This window comes from Agrobacterium sp. 5Ca50 (genome assembly GCF_055381905.1).
Map to the genome: position 1 here is coordinate 2,071,331 of NZ_AP026438.1, position 22,350 is coordinate 2,093,680.

18 protein-coding genes and 1 other RNA gene are annotated in these 22,350 nt (G+C 55.6%); 9 read left to right on the forward strand and 10 right to left on the reverse strand.

The window, feature by feature from the left end; translation table 11 throughout:
* Window positions 1–4 precede the first annotated feature (4 nt).
* Window positions 5–1,057, forward strand: coding sequence for a bifunctional transcriptional activator/DNA repair enzyme AdaA (locus tag ACZ5FM_RS10235; RefSeq protein ID WP_250981834.1), 1,053 nt, complete (start codon window positions 5–7; stop codon window positions 1,055–1,057).
* A gap of 96 nt (window positions 1,058–1,153) precedes the next feature.
* Here the strand turns inward: ACZ5FM_RS10235 and ACZ5FM_RS10240 are convergent, their stop codons facing one another.
* From ACZ5FM_RS10240 to ACZ5FM_RS10270, 7 genes are all read right to left on the reverse strand, one after another.
* Window positions 1,154–2,695 carry a Do family serine endopeptidase gene (locus ACZ5FM_RS10240; protein ID WP_464038607.1) on the reverse strand — a complete coding sequence of 514 codons (1,542 nt, stop codon included), beginning with the start codon at window positions 2,693–2,695 and terminating at the stop codon, window positions 1,154–1,156.
* 167 nt (window positions 2,696–2,862) lie between these two features.
* The gene (locus tag ACZ5FM_RS10245; RefSeq protein ID WP_464038608.1) at window positions 2,863–3,255 is read right to left on the reverse strand and encodes a nuclear transport factor 2 family protein; all 393 of its coding nucleotides are present in this window, start codon (window positions 3,253–3,255) and stop codon (window positions 2,863–2,865) included.
* Window positions 3,256–3,338: 83 nt separating this feature from the next.
* Complete coding sequence (gene hflC / locus ACZ5FM_RS10250) at window positions 3,339–4,262, reverse strand: protease modulator HflC (protein WP_259144424.1); 924 nt, start codon at window positions 4,260–4,262, stop codon at window positions 3,339–3,341.
* A 1-nt stretch (window position 4,263) separates the two neighbouring features.
* A complete protein-coding gene (hflK, locus tag ACZ5FM_RS10255; RefSeq protein ID WP_259144421.1) occupies window positions 4,264–5,379 on the reverse strand; it encodes an FtsH protease activity modulator HflK in 1,116 nt (371 codons plus the stop codon).
* Window positions 5,380–5,522: 143 nt separating this feature from the next.
* The gene (locus ACZ5FM_RS10260) at window positions 5,523–6,050 is read right to left on the reverse strand and encodes a dihydrofolate reductase (RefSeq protein ID WP_464038609.1); all 528 of its coding nucleotides are present in this window, start codon (window positions 6,048–6,050) and stop codon (window positions 5,523–5,525) included.
* Window positions 6,047–6,841: a thymidylate synthase gene (locus ACZ5FM_RS10265; protein ID WP_250981839.1), complete on the reverse strand. Its 795-nt coding sequence runs from the start codon at window positions 6,839–6,841 to the stop codon at window positions 6,047–6,049. Before ACZ5FM_RS10265 ends, ACZ5FM_RS10260 begins: the two co-directional genes overlap by 4 nt.
* A gap of 89 nt (window positions 6,842–6,930) precedes the next feature.
* On the reverse strand, window positions 6,931–7,239 hold the full coding sequence (locus ACZ5FM_RS10270; protein ID WP_464038610.1) for a DUF2853 family protein: 309 nt from the start codon (window positions 7,237–7,239) through the stop codon (window positions 6,931–6,933).
* Window positions 7,240–7,463: 224 nt separating this feature from the next.
* Here ACZ5FM_RS10270 and ssrA point away from each other — a divergent pair.
* The 8 genes from ssrA to betC all read left to right on the forward strand — a co-directional run bounded on the left by ssrA (window position 7,464) and on the right by betC (window position 13,742).
* Window positions 7,464–7,825, forward strand: a transfer-messenger RNA (tmRNA) gene (gene ssrA / locus ACZ5FM_RS10275).
* Between the two features lie 127 nt (window positions 7,826–7,952).
* Window positions 7,953–8,462 (forward strand): SspB family protein, encoded by a 510-nt coding sequence (locus tag ACZ5FM_RS10280; RefSeq protein ID WP_192488555.1) that lies wholly within the window; start codon window positions 7,953–7,955, stop codon window positions 8,460–8,462.
* A gap of 132 nt (window positions 8,463–8,594) precedes the next feature.
* Window positions 8,595–8,789 (forward strand): DUF4169 family protein, encoded by a 195-nt coding sequence (locus tag ACZ5FM_RS10285; protein WP_259144375.1) that lies wholly within the window; start codon window positions 8,595–8,597, stop codon window positions 8,787–8,789.
* Window positions 8,790–8,877: 88 nt separating this feature from the next.
* Window positions 8,878–9,117, forward strand: coding sequence for a ribbon-helix-helix domain-containing protein (locus ACZ5FM_RS10290; RefSeq protein ID WP_275641595.1), 240 nt, complete (start codon window positions 8,878–8,880; stop codon window positions 9,115–9,117).
* A 324-nt stretch (window positions 9,118–9,441) separates the two neighbouring features.
* Window positions 9,442–10,401 carry a taurine ABC transporter substrate-binding protein gene (gene tauA, locus ACZ5FM_RS10295; protein ID WP_464040452.1) on the forward strand — a complete coding sequence of 320 codons (960 nt, stop codon included), beginning with the start codon at window positions 9,442–9,444 and terminating at the stop codon, window positions 10,399–10,401.
* Between the two features lie 89 nt (window positions 10,402–10,490).
* On the forward strand, window positions 10,491–11,282 hold the full coding sequence (locus ACZ5FM_RS10300; RefSeq protein ID WP_464038611.1) for a taurine ABC transporter ATP-binding protein: 792 nt from the start codon (window positions 10,491–10,493) through the stop codon (window positions 11,280–11,282).
* 74 nt (window positions 11,283–11,356) lie between these two features.
* Window positions 11,357–12,142, forward strand: a complete 786-nt coding sequence (locus ACZ5FM_RS10305) for an ABC transporter permease subunit (RefSeq protein WP_192488875.1) — start codon at window positions 11,357–11,359, stop codon at window positions 12,140–12,142.
* A gap of 85 nt (window positions 12,143–12,227) precedes the next feature.
* Window positions 12,228–13,742 (forward strand): choline-sulfatase, encoded by a 1,515-nt coding sequence (betC, locus tag ACZ5FM_RS10310; RefSeq protein WP_464038612.1) that lies wholly within the window; start codon window positions 12,228–12,230, stop codon window positions 13,740–13,742.
* Between the two features lie 36 nt (window positions 13,743–13,778).
* Here the strand turns inward: betC and ACZ5FM_RS10315 are convergent, their stop codons facing one another.
* From ACZ5FM_RS10315 to ACZ5FM_RS10325, 3 genes are all read right to left on the reverse strand, one after another.
* Window positions 13,779–17,435, reverse strand: coding sequence for an AsmA family protein (locus tag ACZ5FM_RS10315; RefSeq protein WP_464038613.1), 3,657 nt, complete (start codon window positions 17,433–17,435; stop codon window positions 13,779–13,781).
* Window positions 17,436–17,544: 109 nt separating this feature from the next.
* A complete protein-coding gene (locus ACZ5FM_RS10320) occupies window positions 17,545–18,957 on the reverse strand; it encodes an FAD-binding oxidoreductase (protein WP_464038614.1) in 1,413 nt (470 codons plus the stop codon).
* Window positions 18,958–19,190: 233 nt separating this feature from the next.
* Window positions 19,191–22,343, reverse strand: a complete 3,153-nt coding sequence (locus tag ACZ5FM_RS10325) for an efflux RND transporter permease subunit (RefSeq protein ID WP_250981846.1) — start codon at window positions 22,341–22,343, stop codon at window positions 19,191–19,193.
* Between the last annotated feature and the right edge of the window lie 7 nt (window positions 22,344–22,350).

A 22,350-nucleotide genomic window follows, 5' to 3' on the forward strand; every position in this document is an offset into this window, starting at 1 on the left:
AGCCATGTTATTTGCTCTTCCTGACACCCAAACACTCTACAAGGCTCTTCTGGAGCGCGACCAGTCCTATGACGGCCGCGCCTATGTCGGGGTAACCTCGACCGGAATATTCTGCCGTCTCACCTGCCCGGCCCGCAAGCCGAAGCCGGAGAATTGCCGCTTCTTTGCAAGCGTGCCTGAATGTATGTCGGCCGGCTTTCGAGCCTGTCTCAAATGTCACCCGCTCGGTCCAGCCGCCGAGGCCGATCCCGCCATCGCCACCTTGCTGAATGCCTTGAAGGACAAGCCCGGTTATCGCTGGAGCGAACAGGATGTCGAGAGATTGAATCTCGACCCCTCCACAGTTCGCCGCAGCTTCAAACGGCATTTCGGCATGACCTTTCTGGAAATGGCACGACTGGAACGGCTCCGGCAGGGTTTCGAAACGCTGGGTGATGGTGGCCGCGTTATCGATGCCCAGCAGGATGCCGGTTTTGAATCCCCCACCGCATTTCGTGTCGCCTTCTCGCGCCTGCTCGGGCAAGTCCCCGGGCGGTTGGCAGACAATGCACTGCTGCAGGCAGACTGGTTGACCACGCCGCTAGGCACGATGATCGCCGTCACCGACAACAAATCCTTGCACCTGTTGGAGTTCGCCGACCGTAAAGCCCTTCCGGCTGAACTGAAAAAACTAGTGGACCTGTCAAAGGGCAGTGTCGGTGTTGGCCGTCTTCCACCGCATGACGTGCTGGAGAAGGAACTGGACGCTTACTTCACCGGCAAGTCCGCAGATTTCAAGATACCGCTCGCCTGCCACGGCAGCGAATTTACCCGCACCGTCTGGGATGCCTTGCGTGAGATACCGGCAGGCGCTGTGCGCAGTTACAGCCAGATTGCCGAACAGATTGGCAGACCAACCGCCACGCGCGCCGTTGCCCGCGCCAATGGCGCCAACCAGATCGCCCTGATCATTCCCTGCCACCGCGTCATAGGCGCAGACGGATCCTTGACCGGTTATGGCGGCGGGCTATGGCGCAAACAGAAACTCATCGAGATCGAACGACAGTTTCTGACCTGACACCCCCGTCACGCCACACAGCGGAATTCAAAACAAAACCCCATGCAGATCATCATCTGCATGGGGTTTTGATTCTTGCTTTCGGTTTGGGACAGCCTATTCGAGCGGCAGGGCCACAAACCGCAGATTGCCCTGCGCATCGGCAATCATCATATGGGCGTTCTTGCGACCTTCGGATTTCAGACCGTTGACGCGAACCATCACATCACCGGGAACTTCCATAAAGTCCTGCCCAACTTCAACGATGATATCACCCGACTTCACACCCTTTTCGCCAGCAACCGAACCGTCGGTCACGCTCTCGACCAGCACGCCTTCAACGCTTGACGCGATGCCACGTGCAGTCCGCAACTCGTCGGTCAACTTCACCAGCTGCATGCCAAGCACGTTTTGTGGCGCGTCATTGCCATCAGTCATCTGATCGTCGACCATCGGCGAACCATCATCCTGCTGGGTCATGTCGTTGCCGGTGTCACCATCGGTTGGATCTTCCGATGTCGTCTCTTCCGTGGCCGAAGCAGCATCGTCCAGACGGCCGAGCGTGACTTTTACAGTCTGCTGCTTGCCATCCCGCACGATGATAACGTCTACTTCCTTGCCAACCGGGCTTTCAGCGACAACACGCGGCAGGTCACGCATTTCATTGACCGGTTTGCCGTCAAAATTCAGAATGATGTCGCCAGCCTGGATAGGACCGTTTTCAACCGGACCACCCTTCACGACGCCAGAAATCAGCGCACCCTTGGTGCTATCAAGACCAAGACTTGCCGACACGTCATCAGTCACAGGCTGCACGCGTACACCGAGCCAGCCGCGGCGTGTCTCACCAAATTCGATCAACTGATTGACGATGTTCTGGGCAAGTTCGGTCGGCACTGCAAAACCGATACCGATGGAACCGCCACTTGGCGAAATGATCGCCGTGTTGATGCCGATAACCTCACCCTTGAGGTTAAACAGCGGACCACCGGAGTTACCCTTGTTGATCGCCGCATCCGTCTGGATGAAGTTGTCGTAAGGACCAGCATTGATGTTACGGCCACGCGCCGAAATGATGCCGACGGACAGCGAACCACCGAGGCCAAACGGGTTACCGATGGCCATCACCCAGTCACCAATGCGCATGGCGCGGGAATCACCGAATTTCACAGCCTTGAGCGGCGCCTTCGGCTCTACCTTCAAAACGGAAAGGTCGGTTTTGGTATCGGTACCGACAAGCGTTGCCTTCAGCTTCGAGCCGTTTGGAAACACCACCTCGATATCGTCAGCACCTTCGATGACGTGGTTGTTGGTAACAACAAACCCCTTGGGATCGATAACGAAACCGGAACCGAGCGAGTTGACCTTTTGGCCACCTTGCTGCTCACGCTCGCCATCAAAGAAATCCTTGAAAAATTCCTGGAACGGCGAACCCTCAGGCACCTGCGGCACAGGACCCTTGCCAGTTTCTTTGACCTTCTGCGAGGTGGAAATGTTCACCACCGCGTCCAGCAACGGCTCGGCAAGATCAGCAACCGAGGCTGGTCCCTGGCTTTGCGCATATGCTGGCACCGTCAAAACCAGACCGTTCATCAACATTGCAATTCCTGCTGCCACGGAAACGGTGGAGCGGAAAGGCGAGCGCAGTATCAGGGCCATGGTATCCTCGTGTCGTGAACCGCAAATCGAATTCTAAAAAACTTATTCTTCCCGCTTAACGCATGATTTATTCGGGGAATGCAAGCTTTCTCTCAATCCTATTCATCAACCATAAGGCGGAATGATGAAGTGTAAAAATACCTTTTCGTGATCAACAGCATTTTCCTCTATATTTGCCGAGTATTGCCGTCATAGATCACAGGTTCGCCAAGCTTGAACCATGCTTTGGCGATCTTGCCATCTTCAACTTCGTAGATGCAAATCACATCGACTTCACCTTTACCCTCGGGGAAGTTGCGGATCACCGTCTCATGGTCGATCACCACATTGCCGACGGATAAACGGCTCAACAACTTTCCCTGAAGATCAGGTTCTTTGAAACGTTCAACGTGGCGAGCGCGAATTTCTGCGGCGCTGTTCGCCAGAAGCGTTGAGGGAAATGCGTAATATTGGCAATCCTCTGCCCACCAAGGCATGAATGACTCAATATCGCGGGCATTGTAGGCCTCCAGTTGCTTTTGCACTGGCAGCAGAACCGCATCGTCAGTCTGTTTCGTCATCAATCCAAATCCTGAAAAATCACTCGCAATAAAAAAAGGCCGGTATCAAACCGGCCTTTTTCCTATCAGACATTCAACATCAATCAGTTGGCTGGTGCCGGTGCAGCCGGTGTCTGTGGCTGAGGCAGTGTGCCCGAGAGGTTGTTGAAATAACGGAAGAACTGCGAGTCTGGTGACAGAACCAGCGTCGTGTCCTTGCCATTCATCGAGGCGGCATAAGCAGCCATTGAACGGTAGAACTCGAAGAAGGCCGGATCGCGCGTGAAAGCATCCGCGAAGATACGGTTTCTTTCAGCGTCGCCCTCACCGCGCATGACTTCAGAATCGCGCTGCGCTTCCGATTCCAGCTCGACGACCTGACGGTCCGCGATAGCGCGACGGCGCTGACCTTGTTCATTACCGCGAGCGCGGATCAGTTCGGCTTCCGCCAGACGTTCAGCCTTCATACGCTCGAAGGTCTGCTGCGAGACTTCCTGCGTCAGGTCAGTACGGCGAATGCGAACATCCACGATGCTGATACCCAGCGATTCCGCGTCAGGACGCAGATCGTCACGAACTTCCTGCATCATCGATGCACGGGCATCAGACAAGGCCGATTCGAAACCGCGCAGACCGTAAACCCGGCGAAGCGAGGCATCGAGGCGTGTGCGAAGACGTGCTTCAGCAGACATCTGGTCACCCGAAACCGTTTCACGGAAACGACGGGCATCGGTAATGCGGTAAACAACGAATGCGTCTACCTCATAGAACTTGCCGCCGGAAACCTGCACGCGGATGTCGTCATGATCGAAACGCAGAGCGCGATTTTCAATGTACTGCACACGATCCGCGTCCATGAAAGCGAATGGCAGCTTGAAGTACAGACCTGGTTCGGTCTTCACATCCTTGATCTGACCGAAGCGTACCACGATGGCCTGCTGACGTTCAGTAACCACGAAAATCGACGAATAACCGAAGAACAGCACCAGGCCGATAAAAACGAGGAGTGCAGAGAGACGATTGCTCATATTAGTTGCCTCCCTGCGTCGCGGCAGCCGCTGCGGCACCGCGTGTAATCTCGTTGAGCGGCAGGTAAGGAACAACCCCCTGCTTCTCGTCAATAATGATCTTGCTGGTACTCTTCATGACCTGTTCCATCGTTTCGATGAACAGACGCTGACGGGTAACATCAGGTGCCTTGGTGTATTCATCATAGATGGACACGAAACGCTGCGCTTCACCCTGAGCCTCGTTTACAACACGGCTCTTGTAAGCGTTTGCTTCTTCGCGGATCTGAGCTGCCTGACCGCGTGCCGCACCAAGCTTCTGGTTGGCATACTGGTTGGCTTCTTCAACAAAACGGTCTTCGTCCTGCTCGGCGCGCTGCACTTCGTCAAACGCATCTGCCACTTCGCGCGGCGGTGCTGCATCTTCGATAGCAACAGCATTAATCGAAAGGCCAGCTCCGTAACCGTCCATCGTCGCCTGAATGATGTTACGAACATCAGCAGCGATCTGTTGGCGGTTATCACGGAAAATGTCCTGCGCCGGACGGCGACCAACAACTTCACGCATCGCGCTTTCGGAAACCTGTTGCAAGGTTTCAGCAGGCGTGTCGACGTTGAAGAGATAAGACTTTGGATCCGTTACGGTAAACAGCACGGAGAACTGTACGTTCACGATGTTCTGGTCGCCGGAAAGCATGACACCTGTACCGGTCGACGATGTCGCACGCGAACCAATATTCTGCTGCTGCTCTGTAACCTTGACGATCTCGACCGTTTCAATCGGCCAGAAATGGAAGTGAAGGCCCGGCATGGACACTTCATCCTTCGGCTTGCCGAAACGCAGTTCAACGCCGCGCTCATCTGGCTGCACCGTGTAAATGGACTGCATGGCAACGAAAGCAATCAGCACCAGCGCAAGTATGGCAACAACACCGCCATTAAAACCGCCCGGCAATATGTTGCGAAAACGATCCTGTCCGCGTCGGATAATGTCTTCCAGATCCGGTGGGCCACCATTTCCACCACCACCACCGCCGCCACGCGGACGGTTCGGTCCCTGCCCCCACGGGCCTCCTTGGTTATTACCACCGCCGCCGCCCCAAGGGCCGCCGCCGCCATTTTGATTGCTCCAGGGCATCAATACCTCTTGTGTTATGAATTCTCCCGCCCCCACCCTGCCGATTGCTCGCGCTGAACGGGTATATCGACCCCGTTATAGGGACGCAAACCTGCGGTTTCAACGCAGAGGCGGTAACTTATTCGACAATCAGGGTAAATTGTTCACTTTGCCGCGCCTCTTCGCCTGTAGGTAGCAAAGGTCACAGCATAGTTGTCTTTCTCACCGGCTGGTGCGGCCGTTTCGTCCACCTTTTCAAACTGCTCAGGATCAATGTCCGGGAAATACGTATCCCCATCAATCCGTGCATCAATATGCGTCATATAAAGGCGGTCGGCAAATGGCATCGACTGGGCGTAGATTTCACCGCCACCGGCCACAAAAACCTCGTCCACGCCAAGCTCTTTCGCCTTGGTCTTTGCCAGATCAAGTGCGGCCTCCAGCGACGACACTACATCAACACCATCTGGGCGATAATCGGCATTGCGGCTGATGATGATATGCGGACGCCCCGGTAAGGGACGCTCGCCGACCGAGATGAATGTCTTGCGACCCATGATCATCGGCTTACCCATGGTCAACACCTTGAACCGCTTGAGATCGGTGGACAGCTTCCACGGCATGTCAAGCTCGCGGCCAATAACACCGTTTTCTGTCATTGCGGCAATCAGGGAAATGTTGGGCGTGCTCATACCGCAATCGGCGCCTTGATGCTTGAATCAGCTTCGTAGTTTTCCAGCGTAAAGTCTTCGAACTTAAAGTCAAAAAGGCTTTTCACGTCAGGATTGATGCGCAGTGTCGGCAAGGCTTTCGGCGTACGCGTCATCTGCAACTGCGCCTGCTCGAAATGGTTGGAATAGATATGCGCGTCACCCAGCGTGTGCACGAAGTCACCCGGCTTCAAACCAACCACCTGCGCCACCATCAGTGTCAGCAGAGCATAGGATGCGATGTTGAATGGCACACCGAGGAAGATGTCAGCCGAACGCTGGTACAGCTGGCAGGACAATTTGCCATCGGAGACATAGAACTGGAACAGGCAGTGGCACGGCGGCAACGCCATGTCATCCACCAGAGCCGGGTTCCATGCCGATACGATATGACGGCGCGAATTGGGGTTGGTCTTCAGGCTTTCAATCAACAGGGCAATCTGATCGATATGGCGACCGTCAGGGGCTGGCCAGGAACGCCACTGCGCACCGTAGACCGGACCGAGATCACCATTTTCATCCGCCCACTCGTCCCAGATCGAAACGCCGTTTTCCTTGAGATAGGCGATATTGGTATCACCCTTCAGGAACCACAGCAGTTCGTGAATGATCGAGCGCAGATGCAGCTTCTTGGTGGTGAGAACCGGAAACCCTTCAGAGAGATCAAATCGCATCTGATAACCGAACACCGAGCGTGTCCCGGTGCCGGTGCGATCGCCACGGTCACTTCCAGTGTCCATCACATGTCGGAGAAGGTCGAGATATTGCTTCATGAGGGGTCCGCCGCAGATTCCATATTGACTGGAATATAATAGTGAAAGGCGGCGGAACCAATGTCTATCGGGGGCGCTCCCCCGCTTTTTTAGAGGTCACCCAGTTTGCTTAGTTCCTTGGCCACCAGATAATAAAAGGTCACGCGCGATTTGGAGCGGTCAGCCGCCAGGGTTTTGCACACGGCATCAACGGCATTATCGGCGGCGGCGCCCGTGACGCCAAGTTTTTTGCCGCACCACTTTTCTTTCACGCGCGCCAGTTCTTCAGGATCGGACGCCGAAACCAGCGAGGAATCGCGATTGCGAAGCGCAATACCCAGGTACTTGACGATTTTGCTGACGATTGCCTCGTCTGCATTAGCGTCGTATTTTTTCACATCTGCAAGATAGTCCGTCATGTCCTCTCCTTCATGTGTCCTCAAGCGTCATCTCCACAAACTTCAGGAGGCGCTTGTTAAGTACAATCTATCAGAGCAATGATTGCGTCAAGAACGGCCATGATGTTTTGCCAACTTGTCACATAGCCTGACTTTAAAGGGGTTTTCCGGCCCGTTTGCAAAAACACAATGGTGCAATCGTCCATTCAGGCTTCCAATTGAATTTAACGGATAAAACCAATCAGACCCTTGTTTTGTTCACGTCTCCGGCTTATCTAGAGAGTGCTTCGCAAGAAGATATGGCGATAAATGGTCGGTGTAATAAACCTATTGGACCCGGGGGCGGTACCCGGCGCCTCCACCAAAAACCGGCGGCCTTCTGGCCGGCTTTTGATGGGGGCGAAATAGGATCGACAAGGGCGTAAAGATCGTACTTTTGCTCGGCATGATACCGCCGTTATCGGGTCACAAGTGTAGTTGCAAATGACAACAACGCTAAGGAATACGCTCTCGCTGCCTAATGGCGGTGCGGGAATTCCGCTCTAAGTCCTTACGGTTAGCCCCGTAAGGCGGGGTTCGGAGGTACCTGGCAACAGAAACCTCCACCTTCTTTCTTTCAACAAATTCCTATATAATGACGTGACTCGTACGCAGGGTTTGGCGTTGCCGTCCCATGCGTCATTGAATATAGTGTCTGCAAAGACAATTGCATGTATAAAGAAAGATAGGATCGCATGGGGCAGGACCATATCCGTTACGATATTCTCGCACAGGATGCTCTTCGCGGCGTTATCCGCAAGGTGCTGAGCGAAGTTGCCGCAACTGGCCGCCTTCCCGGTGATCATCACTTCTTCATCACCTTCCTGACCGGCGCGCCGGGAGTGCGAATCTCCCAGCACCTCAAGGCTAAATATGCCGAGCAGATGACCATCGTCATCCAGCACCAGTTCTGGGATCTGAAGATCACCGAAACTCAGTTCGAAATCGGCCTTTCCTTCTCCGACACACCAGAGAAGTTGGTTATTCCGTTTAACGCCATCCGTGGCTTCTACGATCCTTCCGTCAACTTTGAGCTGGAATTCGACGTTCCGCTGTCTGACGAGGAGGAAGAAACCGAAGGCGCAGAAATCACCGCTTATCCGGAAGTGACGGCCGAAAAGGCACCTGCGGTCGAAGGTGAAGCAGGCGAAGAGAAAAAGGCCGGCTCGGTCGTTTCACTCGACGCATTCCGCAAGAAACATTAATCCGGCAGCACCATTCGCTTTGTGACTGGTGCGCTTACAGAATGAACGAAGCCATTTGTTTTGGTTCAAGGTCGTGGCGGGTGTTCCCGCCACTTTCGTTTTATGTTGACACTTATTGGTCAGGAAACCGAGATGTCCGCTGACGTTGTCAATCTTCGCCAGTTCCGCAAACAGAAGGCGCGCTCTGAGAAAGAGAAGCAGGCGGACCAGAACCGCATTACCTTCGGGCGCACCAAGGCGGAAAAGAACCTGACCAGCGCCCTGAATGACAAAGCGGAAAAAACGCTGGATCAGGGGCGCATCGAAAAGCCGCAGGATGACAAGTGAGCGGAAACAAACGCTACTTTTCAAACACTTGCAGCGGGTTTCGGACTCAATCTGACAACTGCTTGAATCAGTTTCGAAAGCCGAAACAGTGATCCGCAAACACTCAGCCACTCTTCACGGTCACCGTACCAGCATTTCCCTGGAAGACGCCTTCTGGAGCGAATTGCAGGATATTGCCCGCCATCGCAGCATGAGTTTTGCCGCATTGCTGGCCGAGATCGATGACAATCGCCCGCCAGAAAGCAACCTTTCCTCCTCGCTTCGGGTCTACGTGCTGGAGTGGATCAAAGCATCTGTCAAATCCGAGAGCAACGACACCGTCTCCTGACACAGCCAGAAACATGGCCTGAGACATCAAGGCGCTTGCCTCAAAGGTCATATCACGACCTTCCGCGATATGTACCTGACTGCAAGAGGTAAAACACACAGTTCTACTTCACGTCCTCGCAGCACCGGAACTATCGGTGCGGTTTATTCAAAAATTACGCAAAACACATACCGTCAATACTCCACTAAAAAGATGTATTTTGCTGTTTATCCCTGAAACCCGTCACTATGCTCTTAATCCAGGACAACAAATCCGAAACCGGAACCCTGCGAACAAGGTGCTTACATGACGATCAAGAAGTTTCTCACGATTACAGCAGCCACGATGGGTGTGGTCTTTGCAGGCATGACGGCGGAAGCCGCTGACAAGAAGATTGTTGTCGCCTACCAGACCGACGCGCTGCCCTCCTCCGTGGCCATTGCCAATGGCGAGTTTACACAGCCGGGTTACGAGATAGATTTCCGCAAGTTCAATTCCGGCGCTGAAATCTTCGCCGCCATTGCGTCGGGAGACGTGCAGATCGGTTACGTCGGCTCCAGCCCGTTCGCATCGGCAACATCCCGCGGTCTGGATGTCAAGGCATTCTACCTTTCATCGATTTCTGGCACTGACGAAGCGCTGGTTGTCAGCAATGCCTCCAAGATCTCATCTCTTGATGACCTCAAGGGCAAGAAGCTGGCCGCCGCTCCCGTGTCGACCGATCACTATCAGCTTCTGGCACTGATCAAGTCGCTGGGCCTCAGCGAAAAGGATGTTCAGGTTCTCGCCATCCCCCAGCCTGAAATTGTTGCCGCCTATACCCGTGGTGACATTGACGGCGGTTTCGTCTGGGACCCGGCGCTGACTGAACTGAAGAAAAACGGCAAGGTGTTGATCACCTCGAAGGAAGTCGCCGAAAAAGGTGCCCCCACCTTCTCCGCCTGGGTCGCGACAGGTGAATTCGCCAAAGACAATCCGGACTTCCTGAAGACGTTTTCCGGCGTGATAAACAAATATTACGGCTCCTTCCTCACCGACAAGGCCGCATGGGGACCAGACAGCGACAATGCCAAGACATTGGCGAAATTCCTCGGCGGCACTGCCGAGCAGCAGGCCTCTGCTCTGACCAACCTCAATCTTCTGACACCGGAAAAGCAGGCTTCTGCCGACTGGCTTGGCGGCGGTGAAAAGTCGGGTGCTGCCAATATTCTCAAGGAAACCTCGGAGTTCCTGAAAAGCCAGGGCAAGATTTCCGAAGTGCTGCCAAGCTACGCCGCCTTCGTGACGCCGGACGCTTTGAAGTAACGCGATAATACGAAGCAAACCCTATCCCCGCCGGTCGCAAAGACCGGCGGGACACTCTGTTGCCAGAGCAACAATATCGGGGAACAAAAATGTTGAGCATTCAAAATGCCAGTGTCTATTTCGACGGGCGCGATGGCCGTGACATCCATGCACTTGACCGGGTGAATATCGATATTCCAGACGGCGCCTTTGTGGTGGCCCTTGGCGCATCAGGCTGCGGCAAGTCGACTTTGCTCAATGCTATCGCCGGTTTCCTGCCGCTGTCGGAAGGCGCAATCACACTGAATGGACGCGCCATTACCGGCCCCGGCGCTGATCGCGGTGTGGTTTTCCAGAAAGATACGCTGCTTCCCTGGTCCAATGTTCTCGACAATGTGGCGCTAGGCTTGAAATTTGCAGGCACCCGCAAACGGCAACGCCACGAAAAAGCGCAGGAATTGCTAGCGCTCGTTGGCTTGAAGGACTTCACCAAAAGCTTTCCCTATGAGCTTTCGGGCGGCATGCGCCAGCGCGTTGGCATTGCACGCGCACTTGCGACAGAGCCAGACATTCTGTTGATGGACGAACCCTTCGGCGCATTGGACAGCCTGACCAGAGAACAGATGCAGGAACTGCTGATTTCCGTCTGGCACCGCACGGGCAAACGCATCTTTTTCATCACCCATTCCATTGAGGAAGCCCTGTTCCTGGGCACCCATGTCATCGTCATGTCGCCGCGTCCCGGACGGATTGTGGCCCGTTACGAACTGGATTTCGTCAAACGTTTTGTCGAAACCGGCGATGTCAGATCCATACACCTGTCACCGGAATTTGGTCTGTTGCGCGAAGAAATTCGCGAAATTCTCCATGGCGACGACAAGAAGGGGCGGTTAAGCGCATGACAACGATAGAGCTAGATAACACCCGGCCACACACCTCCGAGACCACCGCGCCAGCCCGCAAAAAAACCGTTCGCATGGCAGGTTTCGGCATCGATGGAAAACCGACGTTGGCCATCAGCCTGGTTACCGGCGCAATCATCATTTTGCTGTGGTGGGCTGCAACCGCATTGAAACTGACACCAAGCCTGTTTCTGCCCAAACCCGGTGAGGTGCTGCGCCAGTTTTTCGTCATCTGGAATGATGGTTATGCTGGTGCATCGCTTGGCGAACATGTCGGCGCAAGCCTGTTTCGCATTGGCCTTGCCGCAATACTTGCGCTGGCAACGGCAATTCCGATCGGTCTGTTGATGGGACTGAACCGCTGGGCAAAAGGCATCCTTGATACGCCAATCGAATTTTACTGGCCGCTACCGCCTCTCTCCTATCTGCCATTGATGATCATCTGGCTCGGCATTGGCGAAACCTCGAAAATTGCCCTGCTGTTTCTGGCAATGTTTGCACCGATTTGTCTCTCGGCCCAGGCGGGTGTTCGCTCGGTTTCGATTGAGCGGGCGCAGGCGGCCCGTGCACTGGGTGCCACGCGCTGGCAGCTGTTCTCCCATATCGTACTGCCAAGTGCGCTGCCGGAAATCCTGACCGGCGTGCGCATTGCCTTCGGTATCGGCTGGGGAACGCTGGTGGCCGCAGAACTGATCGCCTCAACACAGGGCATCGGCTTTCTCATCATGTCGGCAGCGCAGTTTCTGGCAACCGACGTGGTGTTTGTCGGCATCGCCATTATCTCCGTCTGCGCCTTCGGTTTCAGCGCATCGGTCCGCTTGCTGGAACGTGTGCTGGTGCCGTGGAAGGGCAAGGCCTGACACAACAAGGGGGCGGTGCACCCTGCTCCGCCCTCTCGCCTGAAACTGCTGTAACACAAGCATGACATGCATGACTGGAATGACCATGAGCAAGCCCAACATCCTGATCCTGATGGCCGACCAACTAAACGGCCTGTTCTTTCCGGATGGCCCCGCCGACTTTCTGCACGCCCCTAATCTGCGACGGTTGGCATCGAGATCAACACGCTTTGCGACAGCCTATACCGGCAGTCCGCTTTGCGCACCGGGCCGCGCCTCGTTCATGTCGGGACAATTGCCGAGCCGTACTCGTGTCTATGATAATGCCGCCGAGTTTGCCTCCGACATCCCAACCTTTGCCCATCATCTGCGCCGTGGCGGTTATCACACCAGCCTTTCGGGCAAGATGCATTTTGTCGGTCCAGACCAGCTCCACGGGTTTGAGGAACGGCTGACCACCGACATCTATCCCGCCGATTTTGGTTGGACACCGGATTATAGCAAGCCGGGAGAACGCATCGACTGGTGGTACCACAATATGGGCTCGGTCAAGGATGCGGGCATTGCTGAAATCACCAACCAGCTCGAATATGACGATGAGGTCGCCTACCACGCCGTCGCTAAGATCAGGGATCTATCGCGACGTCTGGATGACCGGCCGTGGAGTCTGACGGTCAGCTTCACCCATCCGCACGATCCCTATGTGACACGGCAGAAATACTGGGATCTCTATGAAGACTGCGCCTTTCTTGATCCCGTGACCGGGCCAATTCCTTATGAGCAGCAGTGCCCGCATTCCCGGCGCATTCTCGATGCCTGCGACCACTTGGCGCTCGATATTTCTGCAGAGGATGTGCGGCGCTCCCGCCGCGCCTACTTTGCCAATATCAGCTATATAGATGAGAAGATCGGCGAAATTCTCGATGCGCTCGAGGCCGGTCGCATGGACAAGGATACGATAATCGTTTTCCTGTCCGACCATGGCGATATGCTGGGCGAGCGGGGCATGTGGTTCAAGATGAGCTTTTATGAAGGCTCGGCGCGTGTACCCTTGATGATTTCGGCCCCCGGCCTGCCGTCAGGCCTTGTCGAGCAACCGGTGTCGACGCTGGATGTTCTGCCAACCCTTGCCGCGCTTGCCGGTATCGACATCAGCCCGTTTGCATCCTGGATCGATGGCCAAAGCCTTATCAATATCGCCAATGGTAAGGCAGACCGCGATCCTGTCTTCATGGAATATGCTGCCGAGGCCTCCATCGCCCCGCTGGTTGGTGTGCGTGATGGTCAATACAAGCTGGTGCTTTGCCCAGTCGACCCACCGCAACTTTTTGATCTTGAAGCAGATCCACAGGAAACCACCAACTTTGCGACTGATCCTGCCTATGCCGAGGTTTTTGCGAAGCTGGAAGCGCTGGCATTACAGCGTTGGGACATCGCGCGTTTTGATGGCGATATCCGAGCCAGCCAGGCACGTCGGCATGTTGTCTATGATGCGCTCAGAAGCGGTGCCTATTACCCTTGGGATTTCCAGCCGTTGAAGAAGGCGTCAGAACGCTACATGCGCAACCACATGGACCTGAATATTCTCGAAAGTTCAAAACGTTATCCGCGAGGAGAATAACGGCGCCCATCGCGCCGTTTCTCTTGTCTGTGCAGTTCAAGGTGTTGCGGTTGCAGGTGGCGGTGCGAGCTCCTGACGGATTACACCCTCTTGCGGTGAAACCGGCATGGTGTTCTGCATATCGAACTGCAACTGCTGCGCCTTTTCCTGCTCAGCTTTTTTTCTCGCTTGTTCTGCAAGACGTGCTTTTTCTTCAGCTTCCGCCTTTTCACGCGCAGCTTGTCGCTCGGCGGCGCGTGTCACGTAAAGGGCTGCCTCGCGGCGCAGGCGCTGTTTTTCCAAAATATTGGCCTGCAAGGTTTCCACCCGGCGGCGTTCTTTTTCAAATGCCCGCAGCGATAGATAACCGCTCATTGCCGCCACGTCCGTGCTGACCGAAGGCGTAGCAACCGGGCCGGAATAGACAAGACCGACAGATGGCTCGCCGCCCGCCTGTACTTCCTGTCCCGGATTGTAAGCAACCGTGACATTGCCATCCACTGTCTGCTCAAGCAGATCGAGGTTCAGCGTACCGGTCAGATTGGCTTCGCCAGCCGGCAGGCCGACATTCTGCAGACGCAGGATGCCATTGTTGATCGTGAACGGCATTACAAGGCTGTCCGCCTTGACTTCACCATTATAGATCAGCGCATCGACCAGCGGCTTGGTTTTGGAGGCATCGATCTCGCCTTCAATCTTGTCGGCCTCAGCCAGCAGCGGGGCAAACGCCGCGACATTGATACCACGTATCGTCAGGCCATTGGCGCGGATGTCGCCCGAACCACCGGCAGAAACCAGCATGTCATGCACACTGGCACCGGTTGCCTCCGCATTGAAGCTGGCATCGAAACGCCCGGTCGCGACCGGTGCACCGGCAAACTGCCACATATGCGCCTGCGGATCGACGCCGGTCACTTTGATATTCGAACGGAATATGCCAGCTTTTTCACCCGTTGCCATAACCAGCGAACCGGCGACCTTGCCGCCCATCCAGTCGCCGTTTATTTCTTCTAGCGACAGGCGACCATTGCTCTGGTTCAGGCGGGTCGAAAATCCCGACACGGATTCCAGAATACCGGTCTGCAGATTGCCCGCCTTCAGCATTACCGATGCCTCGAGGCCCGGGAAAGCTGGCAGGGAAACAGCCTCGGCATTCAAGCCACCATGGGTGCTGTCAAACACAGGGCCATAGGTGGTGTCACCAAGCCAGGCCAGATCAACCGTACCAAGCGACAGATCGCCTTCGATCTTGTGCGGCGATGCCAGTTGCATCGTCAAATTACCGGAAACCGGATTGCCGGCCGTCTGCCCGTTGATACCGGACACCTTGATGGCATCTGGCAGAACCTCAACTCTGGACTTCATTTTCGTGGCCATGCCGCTGCCAATCTGCGGCAATGAAACACCATTCATGATGAGATAGGGTTCGATGTCCGCGCTCTCCAGCGAGAAGTCACCAGCGCCCTGACCGAATTTTTCAGTACCAAGGTTGAAAGCACCAACCATGGTTGCATGGGTTTTTTCGGTCGAGAAACGAATGTCCGTATTGGCAGCATTGCCAAGCGTGCCATTGATCTTGAGCGACACCAGGCCTTCGCCATCTGCATCAAACGGCAGCGGATCGAAACCGACCTGCCCGAACAGAATAGCGGTCGACTGGTTCTTTAACACCGATTCCAGCGAAAATGCCGTATCATCGGTAATCGCCAGAACATCAGGTACCTTGCCCACTGCCGAAATCCGGCTGCCATTGACCGTGCCGGATAATGCGACGCTCATGCCCTCATTTTCGGAACCGATGGAAAGATCGGCTTTGAGATCGGAATTGACGTACCAGCTGGCGCTATCGAGCATCCTTTGCAAGATAGGATGGCCGGGCAGATGCTTTTGCAGCATCGCAAGGAATGGCTGCGGATCCGCAGCCCGCAGGCTGACGGTTCCCTTACCTGCGTAATTCAGCAGTGAGCCTTCCAGCCTTGCATTGGCATCAAGCTGCGCGCCGGCCACATCACCGGCGGTCAGTTTTTCAACATTCAGCACGCCATTGTCGACGCTGAAGGCGGTCTCTACCTCATTGGCGGTCACGCCGGATACGTTGAAGCGGTCAGCCTTGAACCTGGCAGCCATCCGGTGCTGGGAAATGGAGCTGTCGCCCTGCTCACCCATGACAAGGCCGCCAATGGCCTTCAGCGCATCAAGATCAATCTCGTTACCCGCCAGATCAATCGACAGACTTGGCGGCTGACCTTCGGCCGATTCCCGTTCCAGACGGCCCTTCAGCGAGGCATTGCCAATCACCAGCTCAAGGTTTTCCAGCCGCTGCAACTGGGTGGTCAGCGATACGGATGCGGAAAAGCCCGCAGAGCTCAGCTGTCTGATTGCCGGATCAACCGTGCCGGACAGCCAGTTGGCCAGGCCCGACGGCTGGTTGGAGGCCACCAGCAGATCACCATTAAAGGCCGGTCCGCCGGTCAGTGTGAGGGCACCACTAGCCTCAAGCTGCGTGCGTCCGGGCATGATGGCAACCGCATTGACAATCTGCCACCCGGCACCGGCCGGGCGCACATCCAGCTTGATATCGCGAATGGTCGTGTCATCGGCAACAAGTGCCGGCAGGCGAATGGTGGCCTTGCCCGGTACCTGCGGCACTGGAATGCGGGCAATCAGGGCCGCAAAAGCTTCAATGCGCTGGCGAACCGAGACGACGGGGACACGCGCCGTCTTGCCCGTCTGTACCGGCACGGCGAAGCTGTTGACATCGATTTGCTGGCCATCGGCCGTCAGCAGAAATTCTGGCTGCGTTCCGGTATCAAGCGTGGCTTCGCCGGTGATAATGTAAGGATTTCCGGCATCCCCCAACTCCATGCGGTATTCGGGAACACGCACACTTTCGTTGGTCAGCTCAAACTTGCCCTGCGTGCGGGGCGCAGAAAAAATAGACACCTGCTGCGGCTGTTTTTTATCCTTCTCGTCCTGACGGATCTGGAAGGTAAAATTGCCGCTGTAAACAGGCTTACCATCGGTAACCGCAAGACCACCATCGAGATCAACCGCAACGGGATGCTCATCCGGCAGCAGGCGCAGGCGCAAACCGATACGCGCGAGTTTGGCGTCGGGCTCGCCGCTCGCCATTGAAAATGTGCCAGCATGTCCATCAATGGCGCCGCGTCCCTCCACGCGCCAGGGACCAGCCAGCGAACGGGCGGACATATCCGCCGTCAGGCCGGTAACCGTGCGATTGCGTCCGGACTGCTCATCGATAAATTCAATCTGGCCACCTTCGATGCTGACCTTTTCCAGCACAACGGTTTTGGCCGGAATATCGGCGCGGCTGCCGCGCATCCAGTCGAGCGTACCATCCTTTAACAGACGGATTTTTGCCTTCGGCTCTTCAATGCGCATATCAAAGATACGCGCTTCACCAGACATGAACGGCGCGAGTTCAGCATCCATGGAAAAACGCGCGACCTGAATGAGCGGAGATCCATCCGCGTCCATACCAGCGCGCACATCATGCAGCGTAACCGAAGGGAACGGCAGAAGACGCGCTTCCACAGCACCGTACACAACAACCTTCTTGCCCAGAATACGGCTTGCCTGATCCTCGAAGTCCCTGCGGAAACTGGTCCAGTCGATAAAATACGGCACAAGCAGCGCCGCAAACAGCGCCACTACGAGCAGTCCGCCCAGAAAAACAAGAATGCGTCCGAGCACTGCCCGATATCTCCATAAAAACAGAAAGGAAGTTAGTTCTTTTTGAACCAAGGGCAAGACACGTTTTTGATTGTCCCTTTGATTGCCCGTTTTGATTGGTTTGTTGAACTTAACTCATCCGGAACAACTTACCCGGATTAAATATGTTATCGGGATCAAGTGACGACTTGATGGCGCGCATCAAATCCACTGCATCTCCCAATTCTTCCTGCAGGAAGCTGAGTTTGCCCTGCCCTATGCCGTGTTCACCCGTGCAGGTGCCATCCATCGAAAGCGCCCGGCGATTCAGTCGTGCAACAAACGCCTCTGTCTTGGTTATGCTGTCAGCATCCTTGCCGTCAAACAACACCAGCACGTGGAAATTGCCGTCTCCGGCATGACCGACGATCGGTGCAAGGAAGCCGTTTTCAGCAATGTCCTTTTGTGTTTCCACCACGCAATCGGCAAGACGCGAAATCGGCACGCAGACATCGGTGGACAAGGCATCGAGCTGCGGTGCCAGCGCCCGGCAAGCCCAATAGGCGTCATGGCGAGCCTTCCACAGCTTGGCACGTTCCTGCGCGTCGCCTGTCCACTTGAAATCGGAACTGCCGAACTCTGCGGCAATCTCGGCAAATTGCTGAGACTGCAACGCGGTTGTTTCTTCCGTTCCGTGAAACTCCAGAAACAGTGTCGGCTTTTCTTCGTAGGACAGGCCGGAATAGGCATTGCAGGCGCGGATCTGCACCTCGTCCAGAAGCTCGATACGCGCCACCGGAATGCCCATCTGGATGGTCATGATCACGGCGTGACAGGCAGCCTTGATGCTATCGAAGGAGCAGACGCCACCGGAAATCTTTTCGGGAATACCCTGCAATCTCAGGGTCACGGAGGTCAAAACGCCAAGCGTGCCTTCTGCCCCCACAAACAGCCGGGTCAAATCGTAACCGGCAGAGGATTTGCGCGCCCGTCTTGCGGTGCGGATTTCCTCACCATTCGCTGTCACGGCCGTTACCGACAACACATTGTCCTTCATGGTACCGTAGCGAACGGCATTGGTACCAGAGGCACGGGTTGAGGCCATGCCGCCAATCGAGGCATTGGCACCGGGATCAATCGGGAAAAACAGGCCAGTGTCACGCAGATATGTATTGAGCTGCTCGCGCGTCACACCCGGTTCAACGGTCACGTCGAGATCTTCAGCATTGACCTTGATGATGCGGTTCATGCGGGTAAAATCAATCGAGATGCCACCGGATGGCGCATTGACCTGCCCTTCCAGCGACGAACCGGTTCCGAAAGGAATGACCGGCACCTTATGCTCCGCGCATGCTTTGACAGCAGTCTTTACATCATCAGCATTTTCAACAAACACCACGCCGTCAGGCAGCTGCGTGGTCAGGTATGTCGTGGTGTGGGCGTGCTGTTCGCGGAAGGACTGGCCGGTCTGGAGCTTGTCACCAAGCTGCTGCGCAAGAACTTTCAAGACATTGGCAATGCCCGCCTCGTTTCTGGTTCCCGAAATTACATCCTTCAAAGCCATCGGCGATCTCCACGGCGGCATCGGTTTTCAGAAAAATCGCAACCGATTTTCAAAAGGTCCGATGCTTATTTCAATAGGCTGGAACAATCTCCTTAAAGCATCAGCAACGACGCGAAGTGCTCCAAAATGCACAAGCCGGACTCAACGTTATCACGCGAGCCCGGCTTGGTATGAGACACGATACAATGTTTGTCCAGCACTGGCATTCCCGCCAGCACTTTGTTTACCGCAGGTTACTCCGCCGCAAGAAGTTGCTTGTCCTCTTCCAACGCCCGCCGACGAATGGCTGTTTCCAATTCACGGTGCAGACGGATTTCCTCGTCGGCCTGCGGCTTGGCAAAGCGGGCCAACAGCACATAAGACACCGGTGTGATGTACAGTGTCACCAGTGTCGCAAAACCAAGACCACCGACGATAACCCAGCCGAGTGCAATACGGGCTTCCGCGCCAGCGCCCTGCGCCATAACCAGCGGAACACCGCCGAGAATGGTGGCAATCATGGTCATCATGACCGGACGCAGACGGATGCTGCAGGCCTTTTCAATCGCCTCACGTACCGTTGCCCCCTGGTCACGCAGGTGGTTGGCAAACTCCACGATCAGAATGCCGTTTTTCGCCATGACGCCAACCAGCAACACAAGTCCGATCTGACTGTAAACATTGAGGCTGGAGCCGGTCACCAGCAGCGCAATCACGGCGCAGGCAAGACCAAGTGGCACTGTCGACATGATGATGACGGAACTCAGCACACTTTCAAACTGTGCGGCCAACACCAGGAAAATAATGGCAATGGCAAAACCGAAGGTCAGCAACATGCCACTGGAGTTTTCCTGGAGCGTCGCAGCCTCACCCATTGGCAACAGGCGTGCACCCTGCGGCATGATCGATTGCGCCAATTCATTGACCTTGGCGACGGCATCACCCAGCGCCACACCCTCCTTCAAGCTGGCCGTAAAACCGACCGAAGGCAACTGCTGTTCACGGTTAAGCTGCGGTGCGACGGCTGTCTCCTTCAAAGTCGCAATAACCGACATCGGCACCATCCGGCCGTCCTTGGCCTTGAGGAAGATGTTTTCAAGGTCCGTCGGGTCATTGATCGGTCGGGTCGAAGACAACAGACGCACGGGAATGGCGTCGCCATCCACGAACACATCCACGATTGAGCGACCTTCCAGCAGCGACTGCATGGCACGCGCCAGACCGGTGATGTCGATGCCAAGATCGGATGCCCGTTCACGGTCGATCGAAACAGAAAGCTGCGCCTGGTTTGGTTCATTGTCGAAACGCGGCGTGTCGAACATGCCGGTTTCGTCCATCGCCAGCAGCAGCTTTTGTGTCGCCTGTGTCAGGGACTGATAGTTGCTGCCAACCATCGCCATGCTGAGACCATTACCTGCACCGCGAATACGCAGACTGTTGGGCTGTTGGGCGGTGGCGCGCAAACCCGGTACCTTCTGTGCAACAGCATTCACATCCTGCGCAATCTGGTTTTGCGTGCGTTCACGTTCTGACCAAGGTGCAAGGGTCATCACGATAAAGCCGGTGTTGGACGAACCATTCATGCCGGTGATCGAATAAATATTACGAATCTCGCCACTGTCGCGCAGCGGTTTCAGCCCCTCTTCCACACGCTGCAATTGGTCACGGGTATATTCAAGGCCGGCACCCTGTGGCGCGGTTACGCGCATGAACAGCGACGAGCGGTCTTCGCGCGGCGTCAACTCGCTCTGAACCAAGCCGAACGCAACCCACGAGGCACCCGCAAAAGCGACAGCCACGATAACGACAATCAGTGGATTGTTGAGGCAGGAAGACAGCGTCCTTTTATAGGTGGAAGCAAAAACCTTCCCAAACCACGCCAGCGGCCCCGTTTGAACCTGCTCGCCCTGTTTCAACATGCGCGAAGCAAGCATCGGGCACAGTGTCAAGGCCACTATGGAGGATAGGCCAACAGCAAAGGCCAGCACGAAACCAAACTCGCGGAACAGGCCACCAAGCTGGCCGGGCAGGAAGGACAGTGGAATGAACACCGCGGCAAGCGTTGCTGTTGTGGCGATAACCGCAAAGAAAACTTCCTGCGTGCCAAGAACGGCAGCGGCACGTGGCCCCATGCCTTCGGCGCGACGACGCACGATGTTTTCAAGCACCACGATCGCATCATCCACCACGAGACCGGTCGCCAGAACGATGGCAAGCAGTGTGAGAATGTTGATCGAAAAACCGATCATGTAGATCGCGACAATCGTTCCGATCAAGGCAACCGGCATGGTGATGGCCGGAATAAGCGTTGCCCGCCAGTCCCGAAGGAACAGGTAAAGCACCACCACAACGATAAGAGCGGAGAGGCCAAGCGCCAGTTGCACTTCGTGCAGCGCGCCTTCAATGAATACCGCGTCATCACTGGTGATGACGATACGTGTGCCCTCGGGCAAGTTGGCCGACATTGCATCTACGGCGGCTTTGACACCAGTGGAAATATTCAGCGTGTTGGACTGTGCCTGACGCACGATACCAAGACCAACGCCTTGAACACCGTTGGAACGCAACGATGTGCTTTCATCGTCCGCACCCAGCATGACGCTGGCAACATCGCGCAGCCGCACCTTGTCCTTGACCATCAGGTTTTCAAATTCGGCTGGTGTCGTGAGATTTGCAGTAGCACGCACGACGATATCCTGCGTGGCGCTTTTAAGCGACCCGGCAGGCACATCAAGTGCAGCCGTTCCAAGGGCTGTCGAGACATCGGTCACCGTCAGACCACGGCTGGCAAGGGCCGCCTGATCGAGATCAATACGGAAAACCTTGTCCTGATCACCCGACAGTTCCACGTCGGCCACACCTTCAACGGCGGCCAGACGGTCAATGATCTCGTCATTCACCAGCTTGGTTAGATCTTCCATGCCAAGCGTCGACGAAGTGACCGCCAGTCGCATGATTGGCTGGCTGTCGGAATCCGCCTTGATGATCTGCGGTTCGTCCGCATCGTCAGGCATCTGGTTGGTGACGCGGCCGATGGCATCGCGCACATCATTGGAAGCAACGGCCAGATCAACCTTGTCGCCGAATTCAAGCGTCACACGGCTGCTGCCGAACTGCGACTGCGAGGAAATAGTCTTCACGCCGCTGACACGGGCCACGGCACCTTCAATGGTCTGCGTGACTTCCTGGTCAATGGTTTGTGGTGAGGCACCGTCATAGGTGGTGCGCACAGTGATAACCGGACGATCGACGTCAGGCAATTCACGTACATCAACACCCACCAGTGCCGCCAGACCGGCGACGACCAGAAGCGTATTGATAACGGCTGCGAGAATGGGGCGCCGAACGAAAAGCGCGGTGAAGGCAAGTTTGGAATCCTGGCCGCCTGGAGGCGTCTGGGTGGTCATTGATCCG

What these genes read in the sequence shown, in the direction of transcription:
- ACZ5FM_RS10235 (WP_250981834.1), top strand. Translation starts at nt 5, where the DNA reads ATGTTATTTGCTCTTCCTGACACCCAAACACTCTACAAGGCTCTTCTG.
- ACZ5FM_RS10240 (WP_464038607.1), bottom strand. Translation starts at nt 2,695, where the DNA reads ATGGCCCTGATACTGCGCTCGCCTTTCCGCTCCACCGTTTCCGTGGCA.
- ACZ5FM_RS10245 (WP_464038608.1), bottom strand. Translation starts at nt 3,255, where the DNA reads ATGACGAAACAGACTGACGATGCGGTTCTGCTGCCAGTGCAAAAGCAA.
- hflC (WP_259144424.1), bottom strand. Translation starts at nt 4,262, where the DNA reads ATGAGCAATCGTCTCTCTGCACTCCTCGTTTTTATCGGCCTGGTGCTG.
- hflK (WP_259144421.1), bottom strand. Translation starts at nt 5,379, where the DNA reads ATGCCCTGGAGCAATCAAAATGGCGGCGGCGGCCCTTGGGGCGGCGGC.
- ACZ5FM_RS10260 (WP_464038609.1), bottom strand. Translation starts at nt 6,050, where the DNA reads ATGAGCACGCCCAACATTTCCCTGATTGCCGCAATGACAGAAAACGGT.
- ACZ5FM_RS10265 (WP_250981839.1), bottom strand. Translation starts at nt 6,841, where the DNA reads ATGAAGCAATATCTCGACCTTCTCCGACATGTGATGGACACTGGAAGT.
- ACZ5FM_RS10270 (WP_464038610.1), bottom strand. Translation starts at nt 7,239, where the DNA reads ATGACGGACTATCTTGCAGATGTGAAAAAATACGACGCTAATGCAGAC.
- ACZ5FM_RS10280 (WP_192488555.1), top strand. Translation starts at nt 7,953, where the DNA reads ATGGGGCAGGACCATATCCGTTACGATATTCTCGCACAGGATGCTCTT.
- ACZ5FM_RS10285 (WP_259144375.1), top strand. Translation starts at nt 8,595, where the DNA reads ATGTCCGCTGACGTTGTCAATCTTCGCCAGTTCCGCAAACAGAAGGCG.
- tauA (WP_464040452.1), top strand. Translation starts at nt 9,442, where the DNA reads ATGGGTGTGGTCTTTGCAGGCATGACGGCGGAAGCCGCTGACAAGAAG.
- ACZ5FM_RS10300 (WP_464038611.1), top strand. Translation starts at nt 10,491, where the DNA reads ATGTTGAGCATTCAAAATGCCAGTGTCTATTTCGACGGGCGCGATGGC.
- ACZ5FM_RS10305 (WP_192488875.1), top strand. Translation starts at nt 11,357, where the DNA reads ATGGCAGGTTTCGGCATCGATGGAAAACCGACGTTGGCCATCAGCCTG.
- betC (WP_464038612.1), top strand. Translation starts at nt 12,228, where the DNA reads ATGAGCAAGCCCAACATCCTGATCCTGATGGCCGACCAACTAAACGGC.
- ACZ5FM_RS10320 (WP_464038614.1), bottom strand. Translation starts at nt 18,957, where the DNA reads ATGGCTTTGAAGGATGTAATTTCGGGAACCAGAAACGAGGCGGGCATT.
- ACZ5FM_RS10325 (WP_250981846.1), bottom strand. Translation starts at nt 22,343, where the DNA reads ATGACCACCCAGACGCCTCCAGGCGGCCAGGATTCCAAACTTGCCTTC.